Origin of the sequence: Pseudoalteromonas sp. C2R02, assembly GCF_018860845.1 — a bacterium.
Classification (GTDB): domain Bacteria; phylum Pseudomonadota; class Gammaproteobacteria; order Enterobacterales; family Alteromonadaceae; genus Pseudoalteromonas.
The window spans coordinates 43,855-56,120 of sequence record NZ_JAHKQC010000029.1; the positions used below are offsets into that span (position 1 = coordinate 43,855).

The following is a 12,266-nucleotide window of genomic DNA, read 5'->3' on the forward strand; positions in this document are numbered from 1 at the left end:
ATAACTCATGCCTTTCAAGTATTTAATTTAAAATCATATTACTTCGCATGCTAAATTTTGATTGGCAATAAATTGATTAAATTCATTTTTAGGTAACGCTTTACTGTAAAAGTATCCCTGTATGACATGACAACCGATGCTTTGTAAAAACTGCAGTTGTTTTTCTTTTTCTACCCCCTCAGCCACCATTTCTAAATCTAAACTCTGTGCCAATGCGATGATAGCTTTCACTATTTGACTATTACCATATTCATCTGGAATTTTAGCGATAAAACTGGCATCAATTTTTATTGTATCAATAGGCAACTGGGTTAAATAACTTAACGCTGAATATCCGGTACCAAAATCATCTAAAGCAATATGTACATCTAATGCTTTGAGTGCTTTTAAAACTTTTTTAGCCTCGTCCATAGATGATATAAAGCTAGTTTCTGTCACCTCAATCTCTAACAGTTGCGCAGGGACCTGCCACACATTAAGCGCATTTTGAACGGCTAAAACAAGATTGCCTTTTGTTAAATGTAAAGCTGAAATATTGACTGAGATACGACCAAACTGAACGCCAGAATCAACCCACTCTTTTATTTGTTTACACGCCTGATTTAATACCCAAATATCTAAATCAATAATGAGCCCTAAATCTTCGGCTAAAGGAATAAAGCTTGCTGGAGATACAATTCCTAACTCTTTATCACGCCAACGGATCAATGCCTCAACACCTACTAACTCTGAATTTAAGGCATTTATTTTAGGCTGATAATAGAGCTCAAAACTATTGTTTTTAAGTGCTTTATTTAATTTACTTTCCATTACCATTCGCTCTAATGAACGTGCATTCATTGCTGGTTTAAATAGCTGAAAAGAGTTACGGCCAAGTTCTTTACTACGATACATAGCAACATCAGCATGTTTTAACAACGCATCAGAGTCTATGCCATCATCTGGATAAACGGCAGCCCCGATAGAGGTGGTAATTGATATATCATGCTCTTGAATTTTAAATGGCGTTTCTAAACATTGGATGAACTGATTTGCAAAATCAAAAATATAATTAACTTCATCCACTTCCGTTAATAGCAAAGTAAATTCATCGCCGCCTAAGCGAGCTAATGTATCTCCTGCTTTTACATATTTTTGCAACCTCATTGCTACTTGCTGAAGTAATAAATCTCCTACTGAATGACCTAAGGTATCATTCACTTGTTTGAAATGATCTAAATCTAAAAACATCACAACCAGTTTTTGATCATCACGCTTTGCTGTTGCCAAAGCCATTTCTAGTCTATCGCTAAATAAACGTCTGTTAGGCAAGTGTGTTAATTCATCAAAATAAGCTAATGCTGTGATGCGTTTCTCTGCTTTTTTTCTTTCCGTGATATCACTAAAAATTGCGGCATACAATAAGTCTTCATCTTCACTTTCTTTAATCTCTATAATAGTTAGCCACTCTAGATATAGCTCTCCATTTTTCTTTTTATTATAAATTTCGCCTTGCCATACACCTTCTTTACGTAAACTTTGCCACATCAAATCATGAAATTTTTTATCATGATGCCCTGATCTCAATATCCTTGGAGTTTGCCCTATTGCTTCTTTTTCACTATATCCTGTTAGCGCTGTAAAAGCGGGATTAACTTGTAAAATAGTACTGGAGCTATCTGTGATCATAATGCCATCTAACGAGGCATTGATAATTTTTTTAGCTAAAAATAAATTCTTTTGCGATTTTTTGAGCGCAACATCCCTTTGTTCAAGCACTGTTTCAAGCTCTGTCATATATGCTAATTCAATATCTGACATAATATTATTGAGTGACAATACGCCAAGTACTGCTAAATCATCATTTTCAACAACTAAGTGTCTGATTTTTCGAATTTCTAATAATTGATAAGCTTTATATAGGCTGGTTGTTTCTTTTACAGTAAGCAAAGGCCAACTTGCATATTCCCAACAACTCGCTTTTATTTCGCCCTTTCTTAATACGTTAAGTAAATCTCGCTCGGTGATTATGCCTTTTTGATTTATCGTTTTATTTTCAACTAAAACAGCATTGACTCTTTTTTCCCTCATAGCCTTAGCAATTAAAGTCATACTGTCGTTTGCATCAAGCAATGGAATATTAGCGTTATAACTTTTATCAACCAGCCTAAAGTGAAGATAGTGCTCAAGCCCTTGGCTTTTTATTACATCTGATAGGCTTACAACACCTTGAGGGGTGTTATTTTCATCAACTGCTAATAAATGACGAAAGCCATAATTATGAAATAATACGGTTAATTCAGATACTAATATTGAACTTTGCACCTGTTTAACAGGGCTACTCATAAAGCTAGAAATTGGTTGTTGAGAAAACTCAGGCTCTGAAAAATCTAATTTAGCACAGTCTGCTTCAGTCCATACACCAACAAGCTTATTGTCAGACATAATGAAAATGGCACTTACATTTCTGTTGCCCATCATATTAGCGGCTTCGAATAATGATGTTTCTGGTTTACAGAATAAAATATTTTTCGACATTAAATCCGCTACCGTCAATATTTTATTACTTGATTTTAAAACCATTATTGAAATTCCCTATTCATGATAAAGATACATGCAAAATGTAAATTTTATCAAATAGGAAATAACTAAGATGTGTTTTAGATCAAAGAAAGGTTTTCTATAAAAGAATTAAACTTCAGCTAACGATTTTAGATGGGTAGTAACACTACGCCCTAATGAAGATAAGTCGTAACCGCCTTCAAGCATTGAAATGATGCCTTTACACTCTAGGGACTTAGATAACTTAACTATTTTATCAGTAAACCAAGCGTAGTCAGCTTCAACTAAAGTTAATCCACCCATATCATCTTCTAAATGGCCATCAAAACCGGCGCTGATAAATATCAATTGAGGTTTAAACCGTTTAATAGCGGGTAACCAAGATCCTATGATCGCGCGTTTAAAATCATCTCCGCCCATGCCTGCGGTTAGAGGCGTATTAATAATAGTTTTTGTACTATCAATTGCCGTATTTGGATAAAAAGGATGTTGAAAGATAGAGCAAAATAATACGTTATCATCATGTTCAAAAATATCTTGTGTACCATTACCGTGGTGCACATCAATATCTAAAATAGCGATGCGTTCAATGCCTTGTTCTTGCGCATATTTAACCGCAATTGCGGTATTATTAAAAATACAAAACCCTGAAGAAGTATCTTCTGTTGCATGATGCCCTGGCGGTCTCACAGCACAAAAAGCGGCATCTAACTGACCAGCTAATACTTGTTTTACAGCAAAGACGCCTGAACCTGCCGCACGCTCAGCAGCTTTAAATGTATCTTTACACAGCCAAGTATCACCATCTAAGTCTGCTAAGCCAGTTTCTGGTATTTTGCTTTTAACAAGATCTAAATGTGCTTGTTTATGAACCCTTAATATATCTTCTTCGCTAGCTTTTGATGTCATGATCTGCGGCACAGCAATATCTAAGCCTGAAGCTAATAATCTATCTTGAATAGCATCTAAACGCTCTGAACACTCGGGATGATCTGCCACCATTTTGTGTTTACGACAATCAGGATGATAAATAATTGCGGTACGCATAAGATACTCAGATTAATAAATTGAAAATATAGGAATAGAAGGAAGTGTATCAAAGTTTATAAAATCAAACTTTGATACTTTGGTCGATACATGCACAACTAATATCATGCATGCTAAAGAACTATAGTTTTTGTTTTAAATTTAGATTGTGAAAATCAAAACTAAAATCTGTCACACTTGGTGCGGCCGCTTTTAAAGAGATGTTTTTCACCTTATTTTTAGATGTCATTTCAAAATTAATAAACGCATCCGCCTCTAATAATTTATCATTCCACCTTACAATAAAGGTGTGACCTGTATAGTGCTCTAATTTACCTTTAAGTTGTTCAGTATGCGTAAAATCAATTAATAACTGATTATCTTTTTCAATAATATTGACATCACCATACCAGCTATCTACAAATTCACCGGTGTAATGTTTTAAAGGCAGTGCAGCTTGAACATCTTCAACGTCATCTAATTTAGCTTTTGCATAGGCTTTATCTTTACCTTCAAAATGTTTAACAGCTAATTTTTCTACCCAATCTTTGTCTTTAAGGTGCAGTGCATCTTCTAATACTTCATGAGTGATCGCCGATAAAGCACTAAATGCCTGCTGATTAGATAAAATAACTATGCCTAAGTTTTTCTCTGGCACTAAAGTAACTTGCGAAACCATACCTAAAATACCACCGCCATGACCTACTTTTTTATATCCTTGATAATCTTCTATGCTCCAACCTAAACCATAACCACTAAATTGCTGTCTATGACTATCAAAGCCCACTTGAGATGCCATCTTAGTAATGTGCGGATGCCACATTTCTTTTTGTTGCTTTTCAGTGAATAGCTGTTCGCCATTAGTCATTTTACCTTGTGCTAATTGCACTTTTAACCAGCTACTCATTTCTACAACGTTTGATGCAATTGCACCAGCACCACGAAAATCTTCTAAATAGTTAACAAAAAATGGATTTAATTTACCATCAAGGGGAATATGCCCTGTTGCCCAGTTTTTATTCTCTTTGTCGATACGAGAAAAGCCAGCTTTAGACGCATTCATTCCCAAAGGTTTCAGGATGTTTTTTTCCGTAAAATCTTGCCAACTCATACCTGAAACTCGAGCAATTACCTCGCCCGCAGTCACAAACATTAAGTTGTTATAAGCATATTTTGAGCGAAAACTTGAAACAGGCTTTAGGTGGCGAAGGCTATCTAAAATATCAGGCATATCTTTATTGGTATCAGGCCAAATCATCAAATCACCTGCACCTAAACCTAGGCCACTTCTGTGACTTAATAAATCACGAATTGTCATTTCTCGCGTAACATACGCATCGTATAAACGAAATTCAGGTATATGATCTATTACTTTATCATCCCAATTAAGCTTGCCCTGATCAACTAACATACCAATGCCAGCAACAGTAAACGCTTTGGTATTTGAGGCGATACCAAATAAAGTCTCTTTATTTACCTTTTCACCTGTATCTAAATGCTTTACACCAAAACCTTTTGCCATAATGATTTTATCATTTTCGACTACAGCAATGGCTAAACCCGGCACATTAAAACGTGCCATAGAGCTCTCTACAATTGTGGATATTTTATCAGCATCAACTTCTGCGACTGATGAAAAACTCAAAGATGCGGCTAACATCCCTGAAAATATGGTGCTTAACTTTTTCATTTTTATTCTCTTTATAATTTTAACTATTCGCTTTATCAAATACCGCTAATAACAAAGGGTTTGCTGACTCTTTTAGTTCATTACTTAGCGTTTTATCTGCTTTTTTAAACATACTGCGTAAGTGCGGCTTTAAATGAGGCAATATTTTGTTTTTATTTTCGCCTTTTAATTTTGCAATTAATGCAAGGCTAAAAATCAACTCTGGCTCAGGTAAAGCAGGCTGTCTGTTTGCATAAGCATTAAAACAAGAACCGCAGCCGCCTTTAAACTGATAAGCGGTATTGCTTAGCATGACACCAAAACCTAAAAACCCCGCAATTAACTCACTGACTTGCGGTAATAACGCTTCTCCACCTGGCGGCAACTCTCTACCGTGATGAATTAAAATTAATGCTAATGTTTGTGCAAAAGAAGCCACCATATCTTGAGGCTGATTTATTTGATTTGGGTTATACGATACATAAATCACTTGTTCATTCATGCTGTCATTTACTAACTTCGCATTTTCTCCACGTAAACGCGGTGAAAACTGCCAATTAGGAAAAGCAACTGACTGCATTTGGCTTGGTTCAACTAATTTCAAAGGCCAGTTTTGCATACCAGCATAATTAACTACGTGATTAAATACATTTTGTGCCATACCAAATACACTATTAACCTGATCAGGAAAATAATGATTATTAGGTAAAATTATTTCTGTTTTGTCTAGGAAGAGCTGTCCATCAAAACGCTCAAAAGCCCAAACAAAAGTGTCTAATACCCAATTTTGCTCTTCGGTTGCTAATAATGGTTTAGATTTAAAAATTGATAACATAATTAATTCTTTATTGGTTGATTAGCCCACTGCCAAGCTTGGGTATTATAAAGTGGTACAGTAGATAAAGCATGATGATGACTACCACTAGACTCTTTAGTTGAATACGATAAGTACATTAATGTTTTAGTATCTTGATCATAAATTCGCCTAACCTTTAAGCTTTTAAACAATATGCTTTTCGATTCTTTAAAGACTACCTCTCCATTTTTAGATAAATCAATTTGTTGTAATTGTTCAGCTAAAATTGGACCTGTTTGACGACACGCAATTGACATATCTGAAGGGTCTGAAAAGTCTAAATCAGCTTCAACATGACTTATATGACAGGTAACACCAAGGATTTTAGGATCGCTCTTTGCTTTTATAACCACATCCTTTGTAGTGAATAAACCTAAGCTTACTTTACCTGCATTATCAGAACATGCCGATAGCACTAATACACTTAATGCTAAAAATAAAAACTTATATTTCATAGATTCTTTTTCTTATATAAATAATTGTTATCAGCATAATGAACATTAGGCTTAAGTTAAAGCTTATTTTAATACCCTAAGTTTGATACTCTACCGCTTGAGTAATACGCTAAGCTTCTTTTATTAAAGGAAATAAATATGAAAAAAACGCTTCTCTCACTTATATCAGCTAGTATTTTATTTGCTTTTTCACCTGTTTCTAACGCTAAAATCATTGTTGGTGGCGCAGTTGGAAAAACATTTAGCCAAAGAATGGAAACGCAAGAGCTGCAAAAAATAGAAGTTAAAGACGGTACTCACTTCAATTTAAGCATTGAAAAAAGCATTCCTAATGCGAAATATGGTATGTTTTATTCTAATATGTCGACTCATTTAAAAAATGAAAAAGACAAAAAGCTAGACTTTAATTACTTATTATTTCAAAGCGCAATCGACGTGCCTCTTGGTCAAGACTTATCTGGTTATTTTGGCGCTCAAATTGGTGTGAATAATATAAAACCTAACTGGTCAGAGTCAGATACATACTTTGCTACCGGTCTTTATGGTGGTGTTGAATATCATTTATCAAAAGCAATGAGAGTCTCTTTTGAAACTCGCTGGTTAACTACAATAGTAGATAACAATAGTAAAACCACCTGCGAAGTCGAAAATAAAGAAGAAGACGATAACTGCTTATGGCATTTTGATGGCGATTTACTCAATCAATTTCAAACAAGTATTGGCTTTAGCTACCGCTTTTAACTCGATATTAATAATCCTAATCTCTTAGGCATTAATTTCTTTTAATGCCTTTTAAACTATTTAATTCTCTTTTTTACACCTATTCTTTTAAAATCAATGAAATAAAAGCTTTTAATTTTCATCGAAAATCAGCCTTTTAACATCAAAATAAGGTATATTAGTTCTTAATTAATGCACGTTTTAAATTCCGATTTAAGGTAAAACATGATTCAACTTTTAAATGCTAATAACCAAGGTATTCCTCTTAATATTTTATCAACAGATGGTTTTGATTCTTGGCTATCACAACAAAATGAACTTGTTCAAAACTGGTTAAAGCAAACGCAATTTAAAGGTGCAGGTTTATCTTTAATCCCCGATCACACAGGCACTTTAACACAAGTAGTATTTGTTGTTGAAACCCCTGAGCATTTCTTTTCATGTGGTGAACTGGCCAAGCAACTACCTGCCGGTCAATATTCATTAAAAGCAGATGTTGCATATCATGAAGCCATCGCTTTTTCATGGGCGATTGGTTGTTACCAATTTGATGTATATAAAACGGTTGAAAAACCGCAAGTTTCTTTAGGTTTAGTAACTCAGGAATTAGCAGATAAAGTATTAAAGCAAGTTGAAGCAACTGGCCTAGTACGTGATTTAATTAATATGCCACCTGCTGACATGATGCCTGAGCACTTAGCACAAACCATGAGTGATCTTGCTGAGCAATTTGGCGCTGATATGTCTCAATTAATTGGCGATGAATTATTAGAGCACAATTACCCAACAATCCATGCGGTAGGTCGTGCAAGCTGTCATAAACCAAGACTACTTGATTTAACTTGGGGGGATGAAAAACACCCTAAAGTCACTTTAGTGGGCAAAGGCGTATGTTTTGACTCTGGCGGTTTAGATTTAAAACCAAAAGTGGGTATGCGTAATATGAAAAAAGACATGGGCGGTGCAGCACATGTTATAGGTTTAGCACAGTTAATCATGGCTAATAATTTACCTGTTAGATTACGTGTATTAGTACCCGCAGTAGAAAATGCGGTATCGAGCAATGCATTACGCCCGGGTGACGTTGTAAAAACACGCCAAGGTTTAACAGTTGAAATTGATAACACAGATGCTGAAGGCCGCTTAGTATTATGTGATGCGTTAAATGAAGCACAAAATGATGATCCTGAGTTATTAATTGATTTTGCAACTTTAACAGGTGCAATGCGCATAGCTTTAGGTACTGAGTTACCAGGTTTCTTCTCTACAAATCGTAAAATTGCGCACGATATTATTGATGCCGGTGATGATGTATTTGATCCTGTATGGCAAATGCCTTTATATCAGCCATATAAAGAGCTATTCAAAAGCGAAGTTGCTGATATGACAAACTGCCCAACAGTACCGCAAGGTGCAGCAATTTGTGCTGCGTTATACCTACAATACTTTGTTGATGAAAAAACTGATTGGTTACATTTTGATGTAATGGCGTGGAATAACCGCAAGCTTTCTGGTCGTCCATTAGGCGGTGAAGCATTTGGTATTCGTGCTGTATATAGCTACTTAGCTTCAAGATTTGATGCTTAAAGTACTCCTGCTTAAAATGAAGTAAAAAAACCGCGAAACCGGTTTTTTCACTTCATTTTAAGCACATCTTTTTTATAACGATTCTATATCTATTCAAGCTACCTTTCTGATTTTAAATAAATATTCCGTATTTATGGTAAATGTTAATATCAGTTTTAAATTTTCAAAAAAATAAAATTAACTATAAAAGTTTTTTTTTATTAGCAATAAACAATAAATGATGTTGAATCGACATAAAAGGAGGTAAAAAGCACTGTTTTTATTAATTATCACAGTAAAATACGCGTTTACATGCCAAACCTCTCGCACACATATTAATGAGGTTTGGATCTGACAACATTAAAACTAAAAAAGGACAATCATGAAGTATATTTCACAGTGTTTTGTTTTATGTTTACTTTTGACTATCTCAAGCGTTAGCGCAAAAGTATCAAATGAAACATTTAGCTTAGAACACATAGCGAAAATTCAATATGTTAGCCAAGCGGTAATATCACCTGATGGCGAACACATCGCTTATATCAAGTCTGTACCTCGTAAACTTTATAAAGATAAAGATGGTAAATCATTTAGCCAACTGCACATTGTAAATAGAAAAGGTGAATCTCGTCCTTTTTTAGCCGGCCAAGTAAACATTTCACAACTAAAATGGTCAGCTGATAATAGCCAAATCTATTTCTTAGCTAAGTTGAAAAAAGACAAATATACTAGCCTATATGCAATGCCAACTAACGGTGGTGAAGCAGTTAAACAAGTATCATTAAAAAAAGCATCTATTAGCCAATACGATTTAAATCACAATGGTAAAAAAGTAGCTGTTTTAGCAAAAGAACCTAAAGAAAAAGAAAATAAAGAACTAGTGAAACTAGGTTTTAAAGCTGAAATTTACGAAGAAGATTTACAATTTAAGCAATTATTTATTGCTACTTTAGATTCTAATAAAAAACCTAAAAAGCAAACTATCAAAGGCAATATTTCTTCAGTTTCATTTAGCCCGATAGATAATAAGCTGCTAGTTAAATTACAGCCAAGCCCATTAATCGACGACATTTATATGAAGTCTCTTTGGCATATATTTGATGCAAATACACAAACAATTCAAACAACATTTGAAACTGTAGGTAAACTAGGTAAAGCTAAGTTTTCTGCCGATGCAAAATTTGTAGCCTTCATTGGTAGCAGTGATATTAACGACCCTAAAGACGGTCAATTATATTTAGCCAATGCCAAAACAGGTGACATTAAAAATATATCACCAAAAACATTAGGCCATGTTAAAGACCTTGCTTGGGCCAATAAAACTAATAAGTTATTTTATGTTTTATATACCGACGTAGAAACTGAACTTAACTATTTTGATGTTAACAAGCAAAAGCATAAAACTATCGCGAATAAAGCTGGCTTTATAATCAATAAAATCAGCATTTCAAAGTCAGATAAAACCTTAGCTGCTGTGATTAATACACAAACTCACCCTGATGAAGTTTATATCTTAAAAGGTAAGAAACATTCGCTTGCTCGCCTTACACACACTAATGCTTGGCTAACTGATATGCCTTTAGCTAAACAAGAAGTGATCACTTTTGAGGCAAGAGATGGTTTAAAGCTTCAAGGTATTTTAATAAACCCAATCAATAAACAAAGCGATAAACGTTATCCGTTAATCATGTCTATTCATGGTGGTCCAGAAGCACATATTAGCAATGGTTGGTTAACGAATTACTCTAAACCTGGTCAAATAGCGGCTTCACAAGACTACGCTGTTTTTTATCCTAACTACCGCGGTAGCACAGGTCGTGGTGTTGAATTTTCTAAGCTAGGTCAAAATGATTATGCAGGTAAAGAATTTGACGATATTGTTGATGCTAAAAATCATTTAGTGAACATAGGTTTAGTAAATGAGAAAAAAGTAGGTATTACAGGTGGTTCTTACGGTGGTTATGCATCAGCTTGGGCTGCAACTAAGCAAACAAAACATTTTGCTGCAAGCGTAATGAGTGTTGGTGTAACCGATTTAATATCTAAATACGGCACAACCGATATCGCTAACGAAATGTACTTAGTGCACGCAAGAAGCAACCCTTGGGATAAATGGTTATGGTACTTAGAACGTAGCCCAATTTATTATGCTGGTCAGTCAGAAACGCCATTATTAATAATGCATGGTAAAGACGACCCTAGAGTACATCCGAGCCAATCAATGGAGCTTTACCGCTTTATGAAAAGCCAAGATAAAACAGTACGTTTAGTGTATTACCCAGGCGAAGGTCATGGTAATAAAAAAACCGCTGCACGTTATGACTTTTCATTAAGATTAATGCGTTGGATGGATCATTATTTAAAAGCGGATAACACAGAAAAACCACCGTTTTATTTAGATCACGCTTCAAAGCTAAAGAAGTAAACTAAGAGTTATCAATTGAGCCTGACTACTTAGTCAGGCTTTTTATAAGAAAGTTTTAACTTTGATTATCACAAGTAAAGTTAGATATATCAAAACTATGAAGTTTACCCTCTTCACTTTTATCTATAACGATTAAGTTGTTTTCTTGTACTTCAAAATCGTATTCATACATCCAACCTATTTTTTTAATATCTTTTAGCTCAAAACGATTCAGCGGTAGCGGACATTTTAAATAAAAGTAATGATAGGCTTTTCCCATAGCTCCCGGATCCGCTGTATATACATAAACTGTTCGATTATTAAATGTTTTTTCTTTGTGTATATAGCTAAGATCGGATGATGAAATCCCTTCAAAGAAAATCCCTAAAAAAAGTAAAGGAATTTGAACTGCTGCAACCACATAACTTGAAACTAAAAAAGCATTTTTAATAATTGTATTATTTAGTGTTTCTCTTATTACCTCTCTTTTAATACTCAGCAATGCAATCGCTAAAATCACAAGAATGATTTTAACTATTCTTACATTATCACGCCATTGATACATCAACATTGGAGATTGCCAATTTAATCCCCAAAGCGTTTCGCCAAACCAACTCTCTATAAATGGCAAATATAAACACATCATAATAATAAATATGATAAAGGATTCTTTTTTTATTTCCTTATTCATCGAGGTACTCTTTTGTTTTTTGCATTCAAAATTAGATATTTACAACATTAACCAGGTTATATTAGTCAGGCTTTTTTAATTCTTTTAGAAGCTGATAAATTGCATATAAATATAAGCTAGGTACTCCAATACACACAAAAAAGATCAAACCACTTCTTTGTAAAATATCAGTAAAATTCATTTCTAAATGTAATTCAGGAATTGAATCATAAAATAAATACAAAACAAAAAGCGTCATTAAGATTTGCAAAGCTATCGCAGTTATTAGCTTCAGTCTATTTTCAGCAACTGCTTGGCACCAAGCGATTGGATCTTGATGTAAACTCAAATTGAATTCC

At 34.4% G+C, this 12,266-nt stretch carries 10 protein-coding genes; 3 read left to right on the plus strand and 7 right to left on the minus strand.

Features of this window, described 5'->3' with window-relative positions:
• Window positions 1-33: 33 nt before the first annotated feature.
• From KO527_RS10910 to KO527_RS10930, 5 genes are all read right to left on the minus strand, one after another.
• The gene (locus KO527_RS10910) at window positions 34-2,517 is read right to left on the minus strand and encodes an EAL domain-containing protein (protein WP_252733633.1); all 2,484 of its coding nucleotides are present in this window, start codon (window positions 2,515-2,517) and stop codon (window positions 34-36) included.
• A 153-nt stretch (window positions 2,518-2,670) separates the two neighbouring features.
• Window positions 2,671-3,588, minus strand: coding sequence for a histone deacetylase family protein (locus tag KO527_RS10915; protein ID WP_216040338.1), 918 nt, complete (start codon window positions 3,586-3,588; stop codon window positions 2,671-2,673).
• Window positions 3,589-3,709: 121 nt separating this feature from the next.
• Window positions 3,710-5,263: a serine hydrolase gene (locus tag KO527_RS10920; RefSeq protein WP_216040457.1), complete on the minus strand. Its 1,554-nt coding sequence runs from the start codon at window positions 5,261-5,263 to the stop codon at window positions 3,710-3,712.
• Window positions 5,264-5,276: 13 nt separating this feature from the next.
• Window positions 5,277-6,071 carry a hypothetical protein gene (locus KO527_RS10925; RefSeq protein ID WP_216040339.1) on the minus strand — a complete coding sequence of 265 codons (795 nt, stop codon included), beginning with the start codon at window positions 6,069-6,071 and terminating at the stop codon, window positions 5,277-5,279.
• A 2-nt stretch (window positions 6,072-6,073) separates the two neighbouring features.
• Window positions 6,074-6,547 (minus strand): CreA family protein, encoded by a 474-nt coding sequence (locus tag KO527_RS10930; RefSeq protein ID WP_216040340.1) that lies wholly within the window; start codon window positions 6,545-6,547, stop codon window positions 6,074-6,076.
• A gap of 138 nt (window positions 6,548-6,685) precedes the next feature.
• Here KO527_RS10930 and KO527_RS10935 point away from each other — a divergent pair, with 138 nt between their 5' ends.
• The 3 genes from KO527_RS10935 to KO527_RS10945 all read left to right on the plus strand — a co-directional run bounded on the left by KO527_RS10935 (window position 6,686) and on the right by KO527_RS10945 (window position 11,258).
• A complete protein-coding gene (locus KO527_RS10935; protein ID WP_216040341.1) occupies window positions 6,686-7,288 on the plus strand; it encodes an outer membrane beta-barrel protein in 603 nt (200 codons plus the stop codon).
• A 204-nt stretch (window positions 7,289-7,492) separates the two neighbouring features.
• The gene (locus KO527_RS10940; protein ID WP_216040342.1) at window positions 7,493-8,854 is read left to right on the plus strand and encodes a leucyl aminopeptidase family protein; all 1,362 of its coding nucleotides are present in this window, start codon (window positions 7,493-7,495) and stop codon (window positions 8,852-8,854) included.
• Window positions 8,855-9,215: 361 nt separating this feature from the next.
• Window positions 9,216-11,258 carry a S9 family peptidase gene (locus KO527_RS10945; protein WP_216040343.1) on the plus strand — a complete coding sequence of 681 codons (2,043 nt, stop codon included), beginning with the start codon at window positions 9,216-9,218 and terminating at the stop codon, window positions 11,256-11,258.
• A gap of 55 nt (window positions 11,259-11,313) precedes the next feature.
• On the opposite strand, the gene KO527_RS10950 is transcribed toward KO527_RS10945, so the two are convergent.
• Entirely contained in the window at window positions 11,314-11,928 is a 615-nt protein-coding gene (locus tag KO527_RS10950) for a hypothetical protein (protein WP_216040344.1), read from the minus strand.
• Window positions 11,929-11,989: 61 nt separating this feature from the next.
• Window positions 11,990-12,256, minus strand: a complete 267-nt coding sequence (locus tag KO527_RS10955) for a hypothetical protein (RefSeq protein WP_216040345.1) — start codon at window positions 12,254-12,256, stop codon at window positions 11,990-11,992.
• Window positions 12,257-12,266 lie beyond the last annotated feature (10 nt).